Genomic DNA, 20875 nt, shown 5'->3' on the forward strand with positions numbered 1-20875 from the left:
CCTTGAAGACGTTGCTCACTCGATTGACGACATTGGCGGTGGTGCTGCTGGCCGTCGTGCTCGGCTGGTTTGCCTGGGAACATTACACCCGGGCCCCGTGGACTCGGGATGCGCGGGTGAGGGCGGATGTGGTGACACTCTCGGCGGATGTTTCGGGCCGCATCGTCACACTGGCGGTGCAGGACAACCAGCATGTCGACAAGGGCCAGTTGTTGCTGGAGATCGACCCGGCTCGTTACAGCCTCGCGGTCGAGCATGCGAAACGCTCGGTGGAGGTCTCCAAGGCCACGCTCGGGCAGTCGCAAGCAGCCATCGTCGCCAGCGAAGCGTTGCTCAAACAACGCCAGAGTGAAGAGCGCCGGCGACGTACGCTCAAGCAAGGGTTCGCGATTTCCGGGGAAGAGTGGGAGAAGTCCAGTACCGACGTGGCCGTGGCCCAGGCCGATCTGTTGCGCAATCAGGCCAATCTCGGTCTCGCCGAAGCCAACGTGCAACTGGCGATTGCTGCATTGACCCAGGCCGAACTGGATCTGCAACGTACCCGAGTCGAAGCGCCGGTCAGCGGTTATGTCACTAATCTGCTGACCCGTCAGGGGGATTACGCGGTGGCCGGTAGCGCCCTGCTGGCACTGGTGGACAGCGGCTCCTTTTATGTCAGCGGCTATTTCGAGGAAACCAAACTGCCACGGATCGAGGAGGGTGATCGGGTGCGGATCGAATTGATGAGCGGGGAAAAATTCGGTGGAACCGTGCAAAGCATCGCCTTCGCCATTGCCGACCGGGAAAACGCCCCGGGAAGTCGATTGCTGGCCAACATCAACCCCAGCTACACCTGGGTGAAACTGGCGCAACGGGTGCCGGTGCGGATCGGCATCGACCCTGATTACGCAGGCAAGGACCGACTCAGAGCCGGTACCACCGCGACGGTCACAGTGCTGGAAAATCATGAAAAACAGAGACAAAAAAGCCCCGCGACCGAATGATACGCGGGGCAAAAAATTTGGTTGGTTGCGGCCAACCAAAGGAGCTCTTTAAAAAACGATTACTTGCTGGCCACCGTTTCTGGCTGCCAACCGCCACCGAGCGCCTTGTAGATCGCGACGATGCCGCGATACAGATCCACTTCGGCCTGGGCCTGGCTGTCCTCGGCGTTCAAGCGTTCACGCTGGGCGTCGAGCAGCACCAGGAAATCGGTGGTGCCTTCGCGGTAGCGGATTTCGGCGAGGTCGGCAGCCTTGCGGCTCGATTCGCTCTGACGGATCAGCGAAATCAGACGTTGCTGACGCTTGCCGTAATCACTGAAGGCGTTTTCCGACTCTTCCAGCGCGAGCAATACTTGCTGCTCGTAAGTCGCCAGTGCGCCTTCGGCATCGGCATCGGCGCCGCGCAAACGGGCTCGCACGCTGCCAAGGTCGAACGCCGCCCAGGTGATGCTCGGGCCCAGTGCCCAGGCGTTGGCCGCCGAGGAACCGATCTGCGAACCACGCCCGGCCGTCCAGCCGAGGAAACCGCTGAGACTGACCCGTGGGAACAGGTCGGCCTTGGCTACACCGATACGCGCCGTGGCCGAAGCCAGTCTGCGCTCGGCGCTGAGGATGTCCGGACGACGCTGCAGCAGTTCGCCCGGATCACCGATCGGCAAGGCCTTGGCAATCGCCGGCAGGTCTTTCGGACTCAGGTCGACGGTCAGCTTGTCCGGACGTTCACCCAGCAGGGTGGCGATGCGGTTTTTCTGCCGGGCCTGTTCTGCCTGCAGCTGCGGCACGCTGGCTTCGACCGACGCCAGACGCGCATCGGCCCGTTCAACATCTAGCTGATCGCCAACGCCGGCGTCACGCAGGCTGATGGTGATCTTGCGCGACTCCTGCTGGTTGTTCAGGTTGGCCAGCGCGATCTTTTCCCGCAGTTGAGCACCGCGCAGTTGACCGTAAGCGTCCACCAGTTCGGCAATCATGGTGACTTGCAGTTGGTACAGATCGGCTTCGGCCGCTTGTTGGTCGGCGTCGCTGGCTTCCAGATTGCGCTGGATGCGTCCGAACAGGTCCAGCTCCCAGGCCATGTCCAGGCCCAGGTCATAGCGTTCACTGTTGACCCGATTGGTGGTCTGGCCCGGGATCTGACCTTTGGCCAGATCGCTGCTGGCGCGGCTGGTGATGGTCGGCATTGCATCGTTGCTGGCGTCGTCGCGGATCGCCCGGGCGGCTTTCCAGCGGGCGAACGCCACGCGCAGTTCACGGTTGCCTTGCAGTGATTGAGTCACCAACTGGTTGAGAGTCGGATCGTCGAACTGCTGCCACCAGATGCCTTCGAATTTCGAACGGTCGAAGTTCTTCTGGCCGGCGGCGCCGTCGGTGGCGGACGTGATGTTCGCCGCCTCCGTCGTCGGGGTCTTGTAGTCAGGGCCGACGGCGCAGGCACTCAGGGCCAGCACCAGCAGGCTCGGCAGGAAGACTTTCAGACTCATTGGTGCGCCTCCAGTGGCTTTTGAAGATTTTGCGCCTTGGTCGCTTTGCGAGCTTCGCTGCGCTCCACGAAGTTGCGGATCAGCACATAGAACACGGGGGTCAGCAGCAGACCGAAGAAGGTCACACCGAGCATCCCGGAGAACACCGCCACACCCATGGCATGACGCATCTCGGCACCGGCACCGCTGGAGAAAACCAGTGGCACCACACCCATGATGAACGCGAACGAGGTCATCAGGATCGGCCGCAGACGCAGACGGCAGGCTTCCAGTACGGCGGCCAGCGGATCGAGGCCTTCTTCCTGCTTATCCTTGGCGAACTCGACGATCAGAATCGCGTTCTTACAGGCAAGTCCCACCAGTACGATCAAGCCGATCTGGGTGAAGATGTTGTTGTCGCCGCCAGAGATGATCACACCGGTGATGGCCGACAGCAGGGTCATCGGTACGATCAGGATCACCGCCAGTGGCAGGCTCCAGCTTTCGTATTGCGCCGCGAGCACCAGGAACGCCAGCAATACGCAGAGCGGGAACACGAACAGCGCGGTGTTGCCGGACAGAATCTGCTGGTAGGTCAGGTCGGTCCACTCGTAGGTCATGCCGTTCGGAAGTTCATCCTTGAGCAGTTTCTCGATGGCTTTTTCGGCCTGGCCGGAGCTGTAGCCCGGGGCTGCGGCACCGTTGATTTCAGCGGTGATGAAGCCGTTGTAGTGCATCACGCGATCCGGGCCCGAGGTGTCGCTGACCTTGATGAAGGTCGCCAGCGGGATCATCTCGCCTTTGTTGTTGCGTACTTTCAGCTGGCCGATCTGGTCGGATTCGAGGCGGAACTGCTGCTCTGCCTGAACGTTGACCTGATAGGTACGACCGAAGCGGTTGAAGTCGTTGGCATACAGCGAACCCAGGTAGATCTGCAGGGTGTCGAAGATGTCGCTGACGGCCACGCCGTGGGTCTTGGCTTTTTCGCGGTCGATGGCGGCATCGACCTGCGGCACGTTCACGGTGTAGCTGGTGAACAGGTTGGCCAGTTCCGGAACGTTATGGCTCTTGGCAATAATGTTCATGGTTTCCTTGTACAGCTCTTCGTAGCCCAGGTTGCCCCGGTCTTCGATTTGCAGGCGGAAACCACCAATGGTGCCCAGACCCTGTACCGGCGGCGGCGGGAAGATCGCCATGTAGGCTTCCTGAATTCCCGCGTACTGGCCGTTCAAGGCACCGGCAATCGCACCGGCGGACATGCTCGGGTCTTTACGCTCGTCGAACGGTTTCAGGGTCACGAACACGATGCCGGCGTTCGGGCTGTTGGTGAAGCCGTTGATCGACAGACCCGGGAACGCTACGGCGCTTTCCACGCCTGGCTGTTTCAGTGCCAGGTCGGACATGCGCTTGATCACGTCTTCAGTGCGGTCCAGGCTCGCGGCGTCCGGCAGTTGCGCGAAGGCCACCAGGTATTGCTTGTCCTGGCCCGGTACGAAACCGGTCGGGGTGCTGGAGAAACCGAAGAAGGTCAGCACCATCAGGCCTGCGTACAGGAAGAGGGCGATGCCGCTGCCACGGATGACCCGGCGCACGGTACCGACGTAGCCATGACTGGCGCGGTCGAAGAAACGGTTGAACGGACGGAACAGCCAGCCACCGAAGATCTTGTCCAGCACTCGCGAGAAACGGTCTTTCGGCGCGTCGTGGCCCTTGAGCAACACGGCGGCCAGTGCTGGTGACAGGGTCAGCGAGTTGAAGGCCGAGATCACCGTAGAGATCGCGATGGTCAAAGCAAACTGCTTGTAGAACTGACCGGTCAGGCCCGAGATGAACGCGGCGGGTACGAACACCGCACACAGCACCAGCGCTGTCGCAATGATCGGGCCGGTCACTTCACCCATGGCCTTTTTGGTCGCATCGAAGGGGTTGAGCCCCAGTTCAATGTTCCGCTCGACGTTCTCCACCACCACGATGGCGTCGTCCACCACGATACCGATCGCCAGTACCAGACCGAACAGCGACAGGGCGTTGAGCGAGAAACCGAACAGGTGCATCACCGCAAACGTACCGATCAACGATACCGGCACCGCCACCAACGGAATGATCGAGGCGCGCCAGGTCTGCAGGAACAGGATCACCACCAGAACCACGAGAATCAGTGCTTCGAAGAGGGTGTGAACCACCGCCTCGATGGAGCCGCGCACAAAGATCGTCGGGTCATAGACGATGCTGTAGTCCATGCCTTGCGGGAAGCTTTTCTTCAGCTCTTCCATCTTGCCGCGAACTTCGTTCGAGATTTCGATGGCGTTGGAGCCCGGACGCTGGAAGATCGGGATCGCTACGGCTGGCTGGTTGTTCAGCAACGAACGCAGGGCGTACTGACTGGAGCCCAGTTCGACGCGGGCGATGTCCTTCAGGCGAGTGATTTCACCGTTGTCGCCGGCGCGAATAACGATGTTCTCGAACTCTTCCTCGGAGACCAGACGGCCCTGAGTGTTGATCGACAGCTGGAAGCTTTGCGCAGTCGGGGCAGGGGGCGCGCCCAGTTGGCCGGCGGCCACCTGACGGTTCTGTTCGCGAATGGCGGTCACCACATCAGTCGCGGTCAGATTGCGCGAAGCGGTCTTGTTCGGGTCGAGCCATACACGCAGCGAGTAGTCGCCCATACCGAACAACTGCACGTCACCGACACCACCGAGGCGAGCGAGCTCATCCTTGATGTTGAGAATCGCGTAGTTGGACAGGTACAGCATGTCGTAGCGTTTGTCCGGCGAGGTCAAGTGCACAACCATGGTCAGGTCGGGCGAAGCCTTGTCGACGGTGATACCGATGCGCGTCACTTCTTCCGGAAGCTTCGGCTCGGTCCGGGTCACGCGGTTCTGCACCTGCACCTGCGCGTTGTCCAGGTCAGTACCCAGGGCGAAGGTGATGGTCAGGGTGATCTTGCCGTCGGCGGTGGACTGCGAAGACATGTACAGCATGTTCTCGACGCCGGTGATGGCCTGCTCCAATGGAGCCGCCACGGTTTCACCGATGACTTTTGGGTTGGCGCCCGGGAAGTTGGCACGCACCACCACGGTCGGTGGCACGACTTCCGGGTATTCGCTGATCGGCAACTGGAACAGCGAAATCGCACCGGCGATCAGGATCAACAGCGAAAGCACCGCTGCGAAGATCGGCCGTGAAATGAAGAATTGGGAAAAATTCATCGGAGTTGTCGTCCCTTAACCGCGTGGGGTCGCAGCAGCCAGTTTCACAACCGAACCCGGCGCGCCTTTGGCAGGTGCGACTTTGGGCAGGTTGCTGGCTTCCAGCGCTTGTCGTTGTTGAGCGAGAGCGGCAATGGTTTGCTCGCTGGCCATCGGGATCACTTCAGGCGTAACCGGCGAGCCAGGACGAACCCGTTGCAGACCCTTGACGATGATCGTGTCGTCCTTGTTCAGGCCGCTGCGCACGATACGCAGGCCTTCGATCTTCGGACCGAGCTCGACGGCGCGGTAGACGGTCTTGTTGTCGCCATCCATCACCAGCACGAACTTCTTGCCGAGGTCGGTACCGACCGCTTCATCGTTGATCAGCATGGCGTTGTAGGTGCCGCTGCCGACCAGTTTCAGACGTGCATACAGGCCCGGGGTGTAAGTGCCGTCGCTGTTGTCGAACACGGCGCGACCACGGATGGTGCCGGTTTTCGGGTTGACCTGGTTGTCGACGAAGTTCATCTGGCCCAGGTGCGGGTTGCCGTCTTCATTGGACAGGCCCATGTACACCGGGGTAGTGGCGCCGCGCTGACCCTGACGGGCGAGCTGGGTGTATTTGAGGAACACACGTTCGTCCGCGTCAAAGTAGGCGTATACCTTGTCAGTGGAAACCACGCTGGTCAGCGGAGTGGTGTCGGCGGTCACCAGGTTGCCCGCGGTGATTTCGGCACGGCTGACGCGGCCACTGATTGGCGCAGTGACGCGGGTGAAGCTCAGGTTCAGCTTGGCCAGGTCCAGTTGCGCTTGCAGCGCGCCAACAGCGGCTCGGGCTTCTTGTGCAGCGCTGGTACGCGAGTCGGCCAATTCGGCGGAGATGGCGTTGCTGGCACGCAGGCGTTCGCCACGGCCGGCTTCGTTTTCGCTGCGTGTGGCATTGGCACGGGCCTGGGCAACCAGCGCTTCGAGGCGGCGGACCTCAGCCTGGAACGGACGCGGGTCGATCTGGAACAGCAGGTCGCCTTTCTTGACCAGAGCACCTTCGGTGAAGGCGACTTCGTCGATCTGGCCGGAGACCCGCGGACGGATTTCAACGGTTTCCGGCGCTTCGAGGCGCCCAGTGAATTCGTCCCACTCGTTGACCGGTTGTTCCAGCACCTTGGCCACGCTGACCTTGGCAGCAGGCATGGCCGCCGCGGTTTCCGGAGTCTTGCCGCAGGCGCTCATCACCAGCACGGCCAACAGAGCCAACGGGAAGCGCAAATGTTTGAGTGATTGTTCCATGGATGCATCCGCCAATGTATTGAAGATGGGCGGATGATGCTCGGCGGGTCGATAGCAAAACGAATCGAATGACACGAAGGTAACTATCATTCGGAATGATATAAGCCCGAGAGAAGCCCTCTAGCATGCGCCTTTCGTTAGGGGGCTATCAATTGGCCTGATGACAATTCTGTGTTGCGCGATCGGCAACTGTCGCAGGCGAAATTGCTGGGTGAGGATTATGCGGCGATTAAATGCTGCGCTGAAGTTACCGAGCCTCGACATTCTTGCGGAGCATATGGCGCTTGTTTACAAAGACCTCGCCTGGCTGCTGGATCAATACGCCAACATCAAGAGTCCTGTTACCCCGAACAGGCAACCCACAACATTTCGCTCTAACATGACCTGATACTCATACCTCGATGTTTTGCCAATCCCGGACCCTTTGTTTATGAGAGATCTGCCCCCGACCGCGACTTTGCGGGCTTTCGAAGTATCCACCCGGCACCCGACGTTCACCGCCGCCGCGCAGGAATTGCATGTGACCCAGAGCGCGGTCAGCCATCAGCTTCGGCATCTGGAAGAACTTTGGGGCTTGCAGCTGTTTGAACGGGGCAAGTCGTTACGCCTCACACCTGCGGGCGCTACGCTGGCGCCGATCGTGCGCGAGTTCTTCATGAGCCTTGAGGCGACGCTGGCTGATCTGCGTGAGCAAAAGGGCAGGGTCCGGCTCAGCGTCAGCACAACCTATTCCTTTGCATTGAAATGGTTGCTGCCACGCTTGCCGAGCCTGGCCCGCCAGCACCCGGAACTGTTGGTGTCGCTGGACACCACGGACAAGGTCATCCATTTCGCCAGCAGCGAAGCCGATGTCGCGATCCGCTTGGGCAAGGGCAACTATCCCGGTCTGTATTCACAGTTTTTGTTCGGTGAGCAGGTTTTCCCGGTGGCCAGCCCCGAACTGCTGCAACGCGTCGGAATGCCGGGCAGTCCCGCCGATTTGTTGCAGTTACCGCTGCTGGCACGTGACGGCGCTGAACTGGCACCGAAATGGGAAGCGTGGTTCCAGTCCGTCGGACTGGCATTTTTGCCGCTGCGGGAAAGCGTCAGGTTTGGCGATACCAATATGACGGTGGAGGCGGCTTTGCTCGGCCATGGCATTGCCCTGGTACGCAGCGGGCATGTCGAGAAGGAAATCGGCGATGGCCGTCTGGTGCGGCTGTTCGATGTGCCGTTTCAGTCACCGCTCGCCTACTACTTCGTTTGCCCCAAGGGTGTTGAGACGCAGCCGCACATTGAGAGTTTTCGCGAATGGCTGCTCGGTGAGGCGCTCAAAGTGCAAGGCGGGCAGGTTTGAAGGCATGAATAATCACTCATGGAGCAATGAGGAGTCTTCTCTGTAATCCGACCGTTCGGGCTGCCTAAAATGGCCAATGCCTACTCATCTCGTCCTCCTTGTCCTGTTCGCCGCGCTGCTGCACGCCAGCTGGAACGCGCTGCTGCGCGGCGGTGCCGATCGGCTCTGGTCGATGACGGTGATGTGCGTTGCAATTGCCATAGTCTGTGCAGTTGCCGCGATGTTCATGGTGGCGCCTGCGCCTCAGAGCTGGGGGTATGCGCTGCTGTCGGCATTGCTGCACGTTGGCTACAACCTGTTTCTGGTGCGCAGTTACCGGGTCGGCGATCTGGGACAGATTTATCCGATCTCGCGCGGTTCATCGCCCGCGTTGATCACGCTGGGCGCCGCATTGTTTGCCGGCGAAACCATCACCCCCGGCGAATTGCTCGGCATTGCTCTGGTGTCTGGCGGGATCATTTCGCTGGCCTTCCGGGGACGCAGCCTGTCGGTGCCCAGCCTGCCTTACGCATTGGGAACCGGCTGCTTTATCGCGGCTTATAGCGTGGTCGACGGCATTGGCGCGCGGCTGTCCGGCGCGCCGCTGGCCTACACGGTGTGGATGAGTGCCTTGTGGGGCGTGCTGATGCCGGTGGTCTACATCGTTCTGCGCGATGCCCGCAGCCTGTTTTCGATTCGGCCCGGAATGTTCGCTGCGGCAATGGGCGGGCTGGTCTCTCTGCTTGCCTATGCAATCGTTATCTACGCGATGAACGAAGCCCCGCTGGGCGCGGTGTCAGCCTTGCGTGAAACCAGCGTGCTGTTTGCGGCGCTGCTTGGTTACTTGTTCCTCGGTGAAACCCTTACCGTCCGCCGGATGCTGGCCTGTGTGGTGATCGCCTGCGGCGCGATCATCATCGGCTGACTCGGCATCATCTGCTAAGGAGTAGTTTTCATGGTCAACGTCTCGCAGGCTCCGCTGATTCTGATCACAGGTGGCAGTCGGGGAGTGGGCGCCGCCACCGCCCGACTCGCTGCTGCTCAAGGCTACGATGTCGCGATCAGTTACGTTGCCAATGAGTCCGCCGCGCTGGCAGTGGCGGCGGATGTCGAAGCGCTGGGACGCAAGGCGTTGGCGATGCGCGCCGACAGCGCCGACCCCGAGCAGGTCGCGAGTCTTTTTACCGCGATCGACCGCACGTTCGGACGCATCGATGTCCTGGTCAATAACGCTGGTGTGCTGGCGCAACAGTCACGCCTGGAGGACCTGGGCTTCGCGCGCATGCAACGCATCTTTGCGGTCAATGCTCTCGGGCCGATACTGTGCGCCCAACAGGCCGTGAAGCGCATGTCCCTGCGGCACGGCGGTGCGGGCGGCGTGGTGATCAATGTGTCGTCGGCCTCGGCCCGTCTGGGCAGTCCGAATGAATATGTCGACTACGCAGCATCGAAAGGCGCGCTGGAAACGTTCACCATCGGGTTCGCCAAAGAGGTGGCCCGTGAGGGCATTCGCGTCAACTGTATCCGACCGGGGCACATCTATACCGACATGCACGCCAGCGGCGGCGAGCCGGGGCGGGTCGATCGGGTCAAGGACTCGATCCCGATGGGCCGGGGCGGGCAGCCGGAGGAAGTGGCGCGGGCCATTTTGTGGCTGGCTGGTGCAGAAGCATCATTTGTTACCGGTACATTCCTCGACGTAACGGGCGGTAAGTGAGACAGGGGCAAGGATCATCGATTCCTTGCGCTCGACTTCAAGTAATCGCGGGCTGCCTCGCCTTGCGACTCAAGCCCGGTGTCCTGCCCGTAATACGCTTGAATGCACGACTGAACGCAGCCTGGGAGGTATAACCCAAACGCTGCGCCACCTCTTCAATCGGCAGCCTTTCGAGCGTCAGCCACTGGCTTGCAAGCCGCATTCGCAGTTCGGTCACGTAGCGCAGTGGAGTCATGCCAATCGTGACCTGGAAGCGCTCCGCGAATACCGAACGTGAGGTATTACAGTGCTCTGCCAACTGCGCAACGGTCCAGTCGCGGCCCGGTTGTTGATGGAGCGCAAGCAGTGCACCGGCCAAGCGTGGATCGCGCAAGGCGGCGATCAGACCCGAAGCATTGCCGCAGGCGCATTCCACCCAGCCGCGAACGACCATGGCGGCCACCACGTCGGCCAACCGCGCGAGGATGCCGGCAAAGCCCACGCGGGCGGCGCTGACCTCGCGCTCCATGGTGGTCAGGATCGGTACCAGCCCGGGATAACGCTGGCCACCGGCATCAATCAGCATCAGGCCCGGCATCAGCTGGCCAAGGCCATGGATACTGCCCAACTCAAACTCCATGCAACCACTGAACAAAATAGTGCTCGGCGTTGGGCTGGCGTCGGCTCCGGTATCCACCGCGCTGACGGTTTCACCCAAGGTTTCGCCGTCTAGACCGTCGATGTCTTGAACAGGCGCGTCCGGATGGGAAAACAGTTGATGAGCCGCGCCATGGGAAATGAACACGGCGTTGCCGGCAGACAGCGCGTACCTGTTGCCGTCCTCCATTCGCAATTGCGCATTGCCGATGGCCATGAAGTGGAACCAGGCGTGCCCAGGTTTTTCCGCGAAGCTCAATCCGAACGTTGGACCCGCCTGGATACGCCGGTATTCAACGCCTCGCAGGCGCATGCCACGCAACAGCTCGTTGATGAGGTCCGAGGAAAGAGCAAACTGGTCTGCAAACATCGTTCAGGGGTTTTGATCAAAAAGTAGAGACTTTGGATCATAGATCATCCAGTTTTCAGCGCCTAGACTCGGCTCGCAATGAACATTGGGAGATCCGTGCAATGAATGACTGTGTATGTAACGCCGTATCCGACCGCCATTGCGGCGTCGGCGCGGATGTAGAGCCTGCGACGCCCGCGTGGATGGCCGTCTTCTCTTTGGCAATGGGTGTGTTCGGGTTACTCACCGCTGAGTACCTTCCGGCGAGTTTGTTGACGCTGATGGCCACCGACCTGGGAGTGTCCGAAGCGTTGGCTGGCCAGGCGGTGACGGTGACAGCCGTGGTGGCGCTGTTCGCTGGCTTGTTGGTGCCAGGTCTGACCCGCAGCATCGACCGACGTTGGGTGTTACTGGGCTTTTCCACGTTGATGGTCGCCTCGAATCTGTTGGTCGCCGTTTCCTCCAGCTTCGCGGTGCTGTTGTTGATGCGCATCTTGCTGGGTATTGCCCTTGGCGGGTTCTGGAGCATGGCGGCAGCGGTAGCGATGCGCCTGGTGCCGAGTGCCTTGTTGCCTCGGGCGCTTTCGATCATTTTCAGCGGCATAGCCATTGGGACGGTAGTTGCAGTGCCGCTGGGCAGTTATCTGGGCGGGTTATATGGCTGGCGCAGCGCGTTCTTTGCAGCGGCGGCGGTAGGCATGGTGACCCTGGCTTTCCAGTCGCTCACTCTGCCGCGCCTCGCGCCGCGCCGGCCGGCAAGACTGCGCACCGTTTTCGAGGTGTTGCAGCGTCCGGGCATCGCCATGGGCATGTTCGGTTGTGTACTGGTGCACAGCGGGCACTTCGCGATGTTCACTTATGTTCGGCCATTCCTTGAAGGGACTACCGGCATCGGCCCGCAAGGGCTGTCGCTGATGCTGCTGGGGTTCGGTGTGGCGAACTTCGTCGGCACGTTGTTAGCCGGGAAGCTGCTGGAGCGCTACCCGCTGGCCACTCTGGTGTTGATGCCCGCGCTGGTCGGCGTCGCAGCACTGGCGTTGGTGCTGTTGCCGGCGTCGGTGCCGGGGCAGGTGGTATTGCTGGCGATCTGGGGGCTGGCCTTTGGTGGTGTGCCGGTGGCGTGGTCGAACTGGGTCGCCAACGCGGTACCTGATCAGGCGGAAAGCGCTGGAGGCATGGTGGTGGCGTCTGTGCAGTCGGCCATCGCAACAGGCGCCGCCGCTGGCGGTGCGGTATTCAGCCTCGGTGGGAGCGCAGGCGTATTCGTCGCAGCGGCCGCGCTGATGCTACTGGCCGCGCTGCTGATTGCTCTGCGGGTCCGCGTGCCTTCTGTCCATGGCGTTCGCCAGGCCAAACCCGCGTTGCACCTTTGATCCGGCTTGCACGCTACAGCCTTGGGTACCGGTAGCGGGTGGGCTGTAATCGCGAAGTGCACTGGAAGTGACTGGATTTCCAGGATCCATGAAAAGCCAGAAATGATCAGATGAACAGCCCGCCCGGCGAAACCTAGAGACTGTCAGGGTCGCCGAAGAACATCTGAATCCGCGATCGCAACCACCGCTCACCCGGATCGTTGTCCTGCGACCCGCGCCAGGCCATGTGCAGTTCGAAGGTGCGCGTCGGCAGCGGTGGGTCTTCGGCGCGCAGGCCGCCAGCGGCTGTCAGGGCTTCCGCCGTGTAATCGGGGACGGTCGCGACGATGTCGGTGCCCGCCAGCAGCGTACCCAGTCCATTGAACTGCGGCACCGCCAGGACCACATGCCGTTTACGTTCGAGTTTTTCCAGCTCTTCATCGACGAAACCACTGAGGTCGCCGGCAAACGACACCAGCGCGTGCGGTCGGGCGCAGTAATCGTCCAGGCTCAGCGGTCCCGGCACGGTATCGGCGCGCAGCAATTTGGGGGCGCTACGGCGCAAGACCTTGCGTTTGGCGTTGGCTGGCAGGTCGGTGGTGTAGCTGACGCCGATGGAGATTTCGCCGGAGGCGAGCAGGCCGGGCATCAGGATGTAGTTGACGCGACGCACCACCAGCACAATGCCGGGCGCCTCGGCGCGCAGGCGCTTGAGCAGCATCGGCAGCAATGCGAATTCGACATCGTCCGACAGGCCGATGCGAAATACCGAAGTGCTGGTGGCCGGGTCGAATTCCGCTGCACGGCTGACGGCGGTGGAAATCGAGTCCAGGGCCGGGGAGAGCAGGGCGAAGATTTCCACCGCGCGGGCGGAAGGTTCCATGCTGCGTCCGGTGCGCACGAACAAGGGATCGTCGAACAGGCCGCGCAGGCGCGATAGCGCCGCGCTGATCGCCGGCTGTCCGAGGAACAGCTTTTCCGCCGCACGGGTCACGCTGCGCTCATGCATCAGCGTTTCGAACACGATCAACAGGTTGAGGTCGACACGACGCAGGTCATTACGATTCATCTGGAGTCCTGGCAGAGTCATCAAGCTTGACGAGAGCGACCATATGAGAACAATGGCCGGCATGAATCTTACGGGGAAAGGCTGGTACTCTGCACCGGGTAATTCAGCTTTACTGAGAAGGCGGCAGCAGATTTTTCATGGATTTTTTCAATGCTGGCCATGCTGCGGAATCAATGACAGGCATGTCGACTATTAATAGCCACTGATAGTCTTGGCTGGAAAGCCCAGATAGAGTTCAGGGCATTAGAGGTTACTTTGACGAGGTTTGCGATGTCCCGCACGATCCGTTTTCACAAGTTTGGTCCGGCCGAGGTGCTCAAATGCGAAGAGCATGCGGCTGCTCAGCCAGGTCCTGGCGAAGTGCAGGTGCGTGTCGAGGCAATCGGCATCAGCTGGTATGACACGCTGTGGCGCCAGAATCTGGCATCGTCCCAGGCGCGTCTGCCTTCGGGCCTCGGTCATGAAATGGCCGGTGTGGTCACGGCGATCGGCGATGGTGTCGAAGATCTGGCAGTGGGCGACAAGGTGGCCAGTTTCCCGGCCGAGAGCCCCAACGATTACCCGGTCTACGGCGAACTGATCGTTCTGCCGCGCACCGCGCTGACCCGGTATCCGGACGTGCTCAGCCCGGTTGAAGCCAGCGTGCATTACACGCCGTTGTTGATTGCCTATTTTGGTTACGTTGATCTGGCACGGGTCAAACCCGGGCAGTTCGCCCTGGTGACCGACGCCAGCCACTGTGCCGGTCCATCCTTTGTCCAGTTGGGCAAGGCGCTGGGTGTGCGGGTGATTGCTGCCACCAAAACGGCGGAGGAACGTGAGTATCTGCTGTCTCTCGGTGCCGAAAAAGTAATCGTCACCGAAGAAGAAGACCTGTTGATGCGAATCAACAAGATCACCGACAACCGCGGCGTCGATGTGGTGTTCGATGGTCTCGGCGGGCCACAGATGTCGCTGCTCGGTGATGTATTGGCACCCCGTGGCAGCCTGGTGCTGTACGGCTTGCAGGGTGGCAACCAGACGCCGTTCCCGGCCTGTGCGGCGTTCCAGAAGAACATTCAGTTCTTCGTGCACTGCATCGGCAACTTCACCGGCAAGCCGGAGCTGGGCATCATCCAGGATCACGTCGCCTTGCAGCGTGCCTTGCGTGATATCAACCAACTCACCGCTGACCGTGTACTGCTTCCGCTCAAGACCCGGGTTTTCCCGTTCAACGAGTTTGTCGAAGCTCACCGCTACATGGATGAATGTCCGTGCCGCGAGCGGGTTGCCCTGCAAATCGAAACTGCCTGACCTTTCCAATCAGAGTCCGTGGCCCCACGGACTCTTGTGCGTTTTATCCTTCAGACATCAAGAACCCCTGGGTCAGACACCTGGGGACGTTCAGCAACTGAACTGGTTTTTGCTCTTGATCTGTATCTTCTAATTGCCCTCCAGACCCTGATAATTGAATGACTACTTTCATCTCAAGGAATGAGCTATGTCTGTGCATTCTATTTGTCCCGTGCAGTATCGATCAGCTGTTTATCATCGCACTTCAAACTTCTGTTTAAAGTTTGTAGGGGATCCATGTAATCCCTTCTTTATTTCTTGTGCTCATTATGTGCAGGGTCTTGTAAGAAGTTTCCTAGGAAAACTAAAGCTTACCGAGAGCCCTGCAATGACGGGGCCTGAGCTCGCATTGGTCATGATGACTAAATGCCACGCGCATAACTGTTTCAAATAACTACAAAAACTTAAGTGTTAGCATTTCAGCGTCTATTAATTAATGAAGCGTGATTGCGCGCTCGCCCCGCGTGGGTGCGTGATATAAAACCTTTGATACCGGGTGAAGTACTGATGAGCACGATCCATGATCAGGCAATGAATTATGTCTACCAGCAAGTATTGCAGAGACTGCTGAGTTTCTTTTCCCGTGCCGAACGAACGGCATTGCAGCTATTGATCCAGCGCATTGCGGTTGCTGCCGGGGGCATGGAGCGTATCGGTGAATTCAAGGTATTGGTGACTCAATCCGGCACACGCGACTGTTGCTACAGCCTGGCCTTGTTACGTGCAGCGCAACTGAGCATTGCCGGCCGAGCACCTGCCACATTCCAGTTGAGGGTCGCGACGCTGCGTTGCAATGGCGTACCGGCTTCGGCATTGCACAACATGCATCGCAGCTTCAGCGCGCTGTTCCTGCACGACGATCCAAGGGTCGAGCTTTTGATGGTGGATCATCGCGAGATCCTGCCGTTCAACCATCTGGCACCTGTCTGCGACGAGGGGCGCGAGGCCGGCAGACTCAACCTGCTGATGATAGGGCATCGCCGTGGATGGGATGAAGATCTGACACTCTGGGACGACCTGTTTCTGACCACTGCCGAATTCTACGGTCAGGTCGCCCGCTGGAATAACGGTGTCGACGCCTTGATCAGTAGCGACAACGCGCGCCGTCAGGAGCAATTTATCGACGGCCTGGACCGCGCAGTGCGCAAGGCCGGCCTTGGCGGACTGGCGCGAAAGGGGGGAGGGTTTGATGAATTGTTCGGATTGCTCGATAGCGTCGGTGGCGATTGCTTTCGCGAAGTCTATTCCCAGGACGATCGGGTACCCTGGCGGCCGCTCGGCGAATTCGAAGCCTGTCGTCGAACCGGCTATATCGGCATCGACGATATGGTCGTCGGCAAAATGGAGGAACGCTGGCCCTTGCTCAGCGATTTCCTCGGGTTTCAGGCCGATGACCTGATGCTTGAAGCCCGCACCGGTGAATGCACCGACCCCTTGGTGGGCGCCTACCTGAAGGGGTTGCAAGCCAGTTATATCGAAGGGCGCGACTACGAAGCCGGTGTATCGGACTATCTGCAGCAATACCTGGCGGCGATGCGCCGCAGGAACACACCCGAACAGATTTGCGAACGTTTCATTGCCACATTCTGCAATCTGTCCGATCCCGTCGGACAGCGGGCGCTGGCAGCGGCGGCGCTGCAAAAGAATTTCGGCCTCAACGAGCCGCAGCTGGTTTGCCTGCTGTTCGCGCCGTTCATCAATGCCGGCGCCGGCCTTGAACGCTTCCTGCGCACCTGCCATCCCGGCATGCTGGTCGCCATGCCGGATCTGCACCGTGCCATGCAAGGCCTGCACGCGCCAGAGCAGGTCTTGCAATGGATGACCGATGTCAGCGGCATGCCTTTGCGCCTGATCTGCCGGTTGTATGCAATGGATGCTGTCCGGATGGGCGATCACGCCAAGACGCATGAGCTGCCCGAGCACGAGGTCACTGCGAGTGACCGATCGGCGGAAGGTTGAGTGCGAATTTGCTGCTCCGTCACGCGGATGTGTCTGCGGGCATCTGGTCATGAGTGAGTCGCAAGCGTCCGATTTTGCCTATCAGGCGGTGTATCGCTACCTGACGCAACTGATCAGCGAACCGGGCAATCAGGGACCTGTTCGACTGCCATCGTTAAGGCAACTGGCCGAGCGTTTGAACGTATCGATCTCGACCATTCAGTACGCCTACGCACTGTTGGAGAAAGAAGGCCGGGTCTATTCCGTGGCCAAATCCGGTTACTTTGCGCAGGCGACATCCACGATCATGCCGCCCGGTCGCGGCAGTGATTTGCTGGAAACGGTCTACGTCAACGCCAGATGCGCCGGCATGCACGTACTGAGTGCCGATGAACCGGCCTTGGTCCAGCCCCTGGATCGCCCCTTGCTGACGATTGAGCGAGAACTGTTGCGCCAGTATCCCCAGCACTTGCAAGCGCCTGCCCAGCCTTGCGGAGAGCTGGAACTGCGCACATTGCTGGCGGCTCGCTACACCTCATCGGCGAAGCATTGCTGGCACGCCGAGGATGTCTACATCGGTGCCGATCTGAGAGGAGTGCTGGAGATCCTGATCGCAGTGCTCCAATTGCGCCACGCAACCGTAGTCGTCGAGTCGCCGTGTGACTGGATGATCCTGCGCTTGCTTGAGTCTGCCGAAGTCCGGGTCATCGAACTCCCGATTCAACCAGACGGGGCGCTCGATCTGCAGACACTGCAGAGGCTGCTCGAAACCGAGCGGGTACGGCTGATCCTGCTGTCCTCGAAATTGAACATGCCCCACGGGAGCCGTATACCTCAGGACAGTCGCCAGGCCGTCGCGCAGTTGCTCGCGAATCATGGCACCTGGGTTCTGGAGAATGATTGTCATGGCGAGTTGCTGGACAAAGATGACGGTGAGCCACTGCGCGAACTGGTGGATCCCGACCGGCTGCTGGTCTTTTCCATGTTCGAAAAAATCATCGGGGTTGAAGCGCCCTACGGGTTTGTCCTGTCGCGACAATGGCGCGCCGATTTGCAGCGTCACTTCCTGTTGCGTTCGTTTCGCCTGTCACCGATCCGTCAGAAGGCCATTGCCCGACTCTATGGGAGCGGGCGGGTCGAACAGCACTTGCCGATACTCAGGCGCATACTCAGGGAGCGTCGGACCCGATGGGTCGAGCTGATAAGAGAGCGCCTGGGCGACGTTCTGCAGCTCGTCGAGCCCCAGGGCGGCGCGACGATCTGGCTGCATTCAGCGCATCCGGTCGCGATGGATTCAGTGTTTCAACGGCTGCTCAGACAGCATGTACTGATCGCGCCGGGGGAGTTGTTCAGTCTTCAGGGCCTGCATGCACAGCACTTGCGTCTAAGCGTGACAAGCAGCATGGAACACGAGTTGTTAAGACTTGTCGGACTGCTTGGGGATGCGTTGCGACTGGCCCCGCGGACAGATGCGCGAAAACACCCGGCTTGTACGCAATAGACCCCATCGCGCTCCGGAGCAACTGCCAGTAAACTCCGTTGTAATTTCCTGAACCACTCTATTTCAGAGGTTTTGCATGACACTCAGTCCTTTTGCGGGCAAACCGGCACCGGCAGAATTGTTGGTCGACATCCCGCGACTGGTTACGGCGTATTACACCGGTCAACCCGACGCCTCGGTTTCCACCCAGCGTGTGGCGTTCGGCACCTCAGGGCACCGGGGCAGTTCCTTTGATTTGAGTTTCAACGAGTGGCACGTGCTGGCCATCAGCCAGGCGATCTGCCTGTACCGCGAAGCCCAGGGCATCACCGGCCCGCTGTTTGTCGGTATCGACACGCATGCGCTGTCGACTCCGGCCGGGGCCAGCGCCCTGGAAGTACTGGCGGCCAATGGCGTGACCGTGATGATCGCCGAAGGCGACGAATACACCCCGACTCCGGCGGTTTCTCACGCCATTCTTTGCTACAACCGGGGTCGCACCACGGGTCTTGCCGACGGCATCGTCATCACGCCGTCGCACAACCCGCCTCAGAGCGGCGGTTACAAGTACAACCCAACCAACGGTGGCCCGGCCGACACCCACATCACCAAGTGGATCGAAGCCAAGGCCAACGAACTGCTGGCCAACAAACTGGCCGGCGTCAAACGCATCAGCTACGAGCAAGCGCTCAAGGCCGGCACCACCCACCGTCACGACTACGTCAACACCTACGTCGCCGACCTGATCAACGTCATCGACTTCGATGCCATTCGCGGCGCCAAACTGCGCCTGGGCGTCGATCCGCTGGGCGGAGCAGGGGTGCGCTACTGGTCGGCGATTGCCGAGCACTATCGTCTGGACCTGGACGTGGTGAACAAGGAAGTCGATTCGACGTTCCGTTTCATGACCGTCGACTGGGACGGGCAGATCCGCATGGACCCATCGTCCAGCCATGCCATGCAAGGCCTGATCGGTCTGAAGGAGCGCTTTGACGTGGCCTTCGCTTGCGACCCGGATCACGACCGTCACGGCATTGTCACTCCGTCCGGTGGCCTGCTGGCACCGAACAACTACCTGGCCGTGTCAATCGACTACCTGTTCCAGAACCGTCCACAATGGCGCGCCGACGCGGCTGTGGGTAAAACCGTGGTCAGCAGCGGTCTGATCGATCGCGTGACCAAACGTCTGGGCCGTCGCCTGTACGAAGTGCCGGTCGGCTTCAAATGGTTCGCCGATGGCCTGTTCGACGGCTCGCTGGGTTTTGGTGGCGAAGAAAGCGCCGGCGCCTCTTTCCTGCGCAAGGACGGCGGTGTATGGAGCACCGACAAGGACGGTCTGATTCCCGCCCTGTTGGCTGCTGAAATGACTGCCCGTACCGGTCGCGACCCAAGCCAGGCCTACCGTGCATTGACCGACGAATTGGGCGAACCGTTCTCCGTGCGTGTCGATGCCAAGGCCAACCCGGAGCAGAAGGCCCTGCTGAGCAAGTTGTCGCCGGAGCAGGTCACCTCGACCGAGCTGGCGGGCGAGAAGATCCAGAGCATTCTCAGCAAGGCTCCAGGCAACGATCAGGCCATTGGCGGTCTGAAGGTGATGACCGAAAACGGCTGGTTCGCTGCGCGTCCGTCGGGCACCGAAGACATCTACAAGATCTACGCCGAAAGCTTCATCGGCGACGACCACCTCAAGCAACTGGTGGCTGAAGCGCAAACCCTGGTAGACGGTGCGATCAGCACTAAATAATTCCAGACAACGGAAAAGGGCGACCTGAGGTCGCCCTTTTTTGTGCCCGCGATTCGCCGATCAGGCGAGATCCACCAACACGATCTCGCTGTCTTCCAGCGCGGTTACAGTCAACACCTGTTCATCGGCCACCGCCACACCGTCTCGAGCTTGTGCGCGCAAGCCATTGACTTCAATGACGCCCTTGGCCGGAACCAGATACGCACGACGTCCGGCATCGAGGCGATATTCAGCGGTTTCCCCGGCCTTGATATTGGCCGCCACCAAGCGCGCGTCGGCGCGGATGCGCAGGCTCTGATCGTCACCGTCCTTGCCGCTGGCGAGAGTCACGAAACCTTCGCGGTCGCCTTTCGGGAACGGTTTGGCGCCCCATGACGGCGGTGCGCCGGTTTCGGTCGGCAGAATCCAGATCTGGAAAATCCTGGTGTCCGTTGCTTCCAGGTTGTATTCGCTGTGGGCGATCCCGGTGCCGGCGCTCATCACCTGCACGTCGCCAGCCTCGGTGCGGCCCTTGTTGCCCAGGTTGTCCTGGTGGGTGATCGCGCCTTCACGCACGTAAGTGATGATTTCCATGTCGCGGTGCGGGTGAGTAGGGAAGCCTGTGCCAGCGGCAATGATGTCGTCGTTCCATACACGCAGGTTGCCCCAGTTCATGCGTTGCGGATCGTAGTACTCGGCGAACGAAAAATGGTGATGGGCATCCAACCAGCCGTGATGGGCGCCGCCCAGCGAGCTGAAAGGTCTGAGTTCAAGCATGATCGTCTCCTCAAAAGGTTCGTCATGGGGCGTGACGCCTGAGCCACGAAGCGAGACCGGTGATTGATGGCAGCCATCATCTATCAGTCAATCATCGAGAAAAAGCGTAAAAAGTGCGGCATTCCAATCGAATCAGTTGATATTTAAAAAGCTCGAAACCGTCTCATCTCACCTTCAATTGATCACCTAAACCAATGACCTGTAAGCATTTCGCTAGAACAAAAAAGCAAATGCAGACACCATAGCCCTCAACAGCCTCACATCCG

The 20875-nt window shown here is 60.2% G+C and carries 15 protein-coding genes; 9 read left to right on the top strand and 6 right to left on the bottom strand.

The genetic code is table 11. The features are described 5' to 3' along the window. The first annotated feature begins 2 nt into the window (after positions 1-2). On the top strand, positions 3-983 hold the full coding sequence (locus ACEN93_RS02235) for an HlyD family secretion protein (protein ID WP_414881692.1): 981 nt from the start codon (positions 3-5) through the stop codon (positions 981-983). A 59-nt stretch (positions 984-1042) separates the two neighbouring features. On the opposite strand, the gene ACEN93_RS02240 is transcribed toward ACEN93_RS02235, so the two are convergent. From ACEN93_RS02240 to mexE, 3 genes are read right to left on the bottom strand one after another with little or no spacing between them, the layout of a single operon-like run. Next, positions 1043-2464, bottom strand: coding sequence for an efflux transporter outer membrane subunit (locus tag ACEN93_RS02240; protein WP_039768284.1), 1422 nt, complete (start codon positions 2462-2464; stop codon positions 1043-1045). After that, positions 2461-5652: an efflux RND transporter permease subunit gene (locus tag ACEN93_RS02245; protein ID WP_039768286.1), complete on the bottom strand. Its 3192-nt coding sequence runs from the start codon at positions 5650-5652 to the stop codon at positions 2461-2463. The genes ACEN93_RS02240 and ACEN93_RS02245 overlap by 4 nt, the downstream gene beginning before the upstream one ends. Positions 5653-5667: 15 nt before the next feature. Further along, a complete protein-coding gene (mexE, locus tag ACEN93_RS02250; RefSeq protein ID WP_039768288.1) occupies positions 5668-6921 on the bottom strand; it encodes a multidrug efflux RND transporter periplasmic adaptor subunit MexE in 1254 nt (417 codons plus the stop codon). Between the two features lie 430 nt (positions 6922-7351). Between mexE and gcvA the strand changes: the two genes are divergently transcribed. The 3 genes from gcvA (at position 7352) to ACEN93_RS02265 (ending at position 9953) form a co-directional block, all read left to right on the top strand. Then, the gene (gene gcvA, locus ACEN93_RS02255) at positions 7352-8257 is read left to right on the top strand and encodes a transcriptional regulator GcvA (protein WP_103386104.1); all 906 of its coding nucleotides are present in this window, start codon (positions 7352-7354) and stop codon (positions 8255-8257) included. Between the two features lie 76 nt (positions 8258-8333). After that, the gene (locus ACEN93_RS02260; RefSeq protein WP_495610973.1) at positions 8334-9161 is read left to right on the top strand and encodes a DMT family transporter; all 828 of its coding nucleotides are present in this window, start codon (positions 8334-8336) and stop codon (positions 9159-9161) included. A 30-nt stretch (positions 9162-9191) separates the two neighbouring features. After that, positions 9192-9953: an SDR family oxidoreductase gene (locus tag ACEN93_RS02265; RefSeq protein ID WP_414881694.1), complete on the top strand. Its 762-nt coding sequence runs from the start codon at positions 9192-9194 to the stop codon at positions 9951-9953. Positions 9954-9990: 37 nt separating this feature from the next. Here the strand turns inward: ACEN93_RS02265 and ACEN93_RS02270 are convergent, their stop codons facing one another. Then, the gene (locus tag ACEN93_RS02270; RefSeq protein ID WP_103386101.1) at positions 9991-10959 is read right to left on the bottom strand and encodes an AraC family transcriptional regulator; all 969 of its coding nucleotides are present in this window, start codon (positions 10957-10959) and stop codon (positions 9991-9993) included. Positions 10960-11060: 101 nt separating this feature from the next. Between ACEN93_RS02270 and ACEN93_RS02275 the strand changes: the two genes are divergently transcribed. After that, entirely contained in the window at positions 11061-12311 is a 1251-nt protein-coding gene (locus tag ACEN93_RS02275) for an MFS transporter (RefSeq protein ID WP_495610974.1), read from the top strand. A gap of 133 nt (positions 12312-12444) precedes the next feature. Here the strand turns inward: ACEN93_RS02275 and ACEN93_RS02280 are convergent, their stop codons facing one another. Beyond that, positions 12445-13359 carry a LysR family transcriptional regulator gene (locus tag ACEN93_RS02280; protein WP_074690647.1) on the bottom strand — a complete coding sequence of 305 codons (915 nt, stop codon included), beginning with the start codon at positions 13357-13359 and terminating at the stop codon, positions 12445-12447. A 270-nt stretch (positions 13360-13629) separates the two neighbouring features. On the opposite strand from ACEN93_RS02280, the gene ACEN93_RS02285 reads away from it, so the two are divergent. From ACEN93_RS02285 to pgm, 4 genes are all read left to right on the top strand, one after another. After that, positions 13630-14652 carry a zinc-dependent alcohol dehydrogenase family protein gene (locus ACEN93_RS02285; RefSeq protein ID WP_039768299.1) on the top strand — a complete coding sequence of 341 codons (1023 nt, stop codon included), beginning with the start codon at positions 13630-13632 and terminating at the stop codon, positions 14650-14652. A gap of 546 nt (positions 14653-15198) precedes the next feature. After that, on the top strand, positions 15199-16650 hold the full coding sequence (locus ACEN93_RS02290) for a hypothetical protein (protein WP_039768300.1): 1452 nt from the start codon (positions 15199-15201) through the stop codon (positions 16648-16650). A 49-nt stretch (positions 16651-16699) separates the two neighbouring features. Continuing rightward, positions 16700-18130 carry an aminotransferase-like domain-containing protein gene (locus ACEN93_RS02295; RefSeq protein WP_103386098.1) on the top strand — a complete coding sequence of 477 codons (1431 nt, stop codon included), beginning with the start codon at positions 16700-16702 and terminating at the stop codon, positions 18128-18130. A gap of 76 nt (positions 18131-18206) precedes the next feature. Then, positions 18207-19853 (top strand): phosphoglucomutase (alpha-D-glucose-1,6-bisphosphate-dependent), encoded by a 1647-nt coding sequence (gene pgm / locus ACEN93_RS02300; RefSeq protein ID WP_039768304.1) that lies wholly within the window; start codon positions 18207-18209, stop codon positions 19851-19853. A gap of 60 nt (positions 19854-19913) precedes the next feature. Here the strand turns inward: pgm and ACEN93_RS02305 are convergent, their stop codons facing one another. After that, positions 19914-20609 (bottom strand): pirin family protein, encoded by a 696-nt coding sequence (locus ACEN93_RS02305; RefSeq protein ID WP_085667066.1) that lies wholly within the window; start codon positions 20607-20609, stop codon positions 19914-19916. Positions 20610-20875 lie beyond the last annotated feature (266 nt).

The sequence above is a fragment of the Pseudomonas sp. Pseusp21 genome (assembly GCF_059492145.1).

Excerpts from the sequence above, each read along its gene's own strand:
- ACEN93_RS02240 (WP_039768284.1), bottom strand. The coding sequence starts at position 2,464 with ATGAGTCTGAAAGTCTTCCTGCCGAGCCTGCTGGTGCTGGCCCTGAGT.
- ACEN93_RS02245 (WP_039768286.1), bottom strand. The coding sequence starts at position 5,652 with ATGAATTTTTCCCAATTCTTCATTTCACGGCCGATCTTCGCAGCGGTG.
- mexE (WP_039768288.1), bottom strand. The coding sequence starts at position 6,921 with ATGGAACAATCACTCAAACATTTGCGCTTCCCGTTGGCTCTGTTGGCC.
- gcvA (WP_103386104.1), top strand. The coding sequence starts at position 7,352 with ATGAGAGATCTGCCCCCGACCGCGACTTTGCGGGCTTTCGAAGTATCC.
- ACEN93_RS02260 (WP_495610973.1), top strand. The coding sequence starts at position 8,334 with ATGCCTACTCATCTCGTCCTCCTTGTCCTGTTCGCCGCGCTGCTGCAC.
- ACEN93_RS02265 (WP_414881694.1), top strand. The coding sequence starts at position 9,192 with ATGGTCAACGTCTCGCAGGCTCCGCTGATTCTGATCACAGGTGGCAGT.
- ACEN93_RS02270 (WP_103386101.1), bottom strand. The coding sequence starts at position 10,959 with ATGTTTGCAGACCAGTTTGCTCTTTCCTCGGACCTCATCAACGAGCTG.
- ACEN93_RS02275 (WP_495610974.1), top strand. The coding sequence starts at position 11,061 with ATGAATGACTGTGTATGTAACGCCGTATCCGACCGCCATTGCGGCGTC.
- ACEN93_RS02280 (WP_074690647.1), bottom strand. The coding sequence starts at position 13,359 with ATGAATCGTAATGACCTGCGTCGTGTCGACCTCAACCTGTTGATCGTG.
- ACEN93_RS02285 (WP_039768299.1), top strand. The coding sequence starts at position 13,630 with ATGTCCCGCACGATCCGTTTTCACAAGTTTGGTCCGGCCGAGGTGCTC.
- ACEN93_RS02290 (WP_039768300.1), top strand. The coding sequence starts at position 15,199 with ATGAGCACGATCCATGATCAGGCAATGAATTATGTCTACCAGCAAGTA.
- ACEN93_RS02295 (WP_103386098.1), top strand. The coding sequence starts at position 16,700 with ATGAGTGAGTCGCAAGCGTCCGATTTTGCCTATCAGGCGGTGTATCGC.
- pgm (WP_039768304.1), top strand. The coding sequence starts at position 18,207 with ATGACACTCAGTCCTTTTGCGGGCAAACCGGCACCGGCAGAATTGTTG.
- ACEN93_RS02305 (WP_085667066.1), bottom strand. The coding sequence starts at position 20,609 with ATGCTTGAACTCAGACCTTTCAGCTCGCTGGGCGGCGCCCATCACGGC.